Source organism: Acinetobacter endophylla, assembly GCF_053543775.1.
Map to the genome: position 1 here is coordinate 1 of NZ_JBLVOM010000113.1, position 357 is coordinate 357.

1 protein-coding gene is annotated in these 357 nt (G+C 46.2%); it reads left to right on the forward strand.

Annotated elements, in window-relative coordinates; translation table 11 throughout:
• A partial coding sequence (locus tag ACNPNW_RS05520; RefSeq protein WP_448766679.1) for a hypothetical protein occupies window positions 1-357 on the forward strand: 357 nt, incomplete at both ends.

The window sequence follows — 357 nt, forward strand, 5'->3', positions numbered from 1 at the left end:
GATGACGCCAAGAAACAGGAGTATTTCAAAACCGGGCTGGACGCGTATAATGAAGTACTTGCAGGCGTAGAGCATCTCAAAACTCTGCCTCCAGAGCAGTTGCAAGGACGTCCGTTCTACGTCACTCCAACCATTGCTCTGAATGCAGGAAAAATACAACAGCTCTCAGGAGATACTGACGCGGCTGCAGCTACGCTGAAGCTTGGCTTTAATGAGAATTACGCCGATATTATAAACAGCGGAAACCTCTGGGAAATGGATTGGTACAACACACTCATTGGCCGCTCCTTTGATCTGGGTCAAGCAGCTTACACTCAACAGGACGTAGATAATAAACAAGTAAACTTTAATATCGGA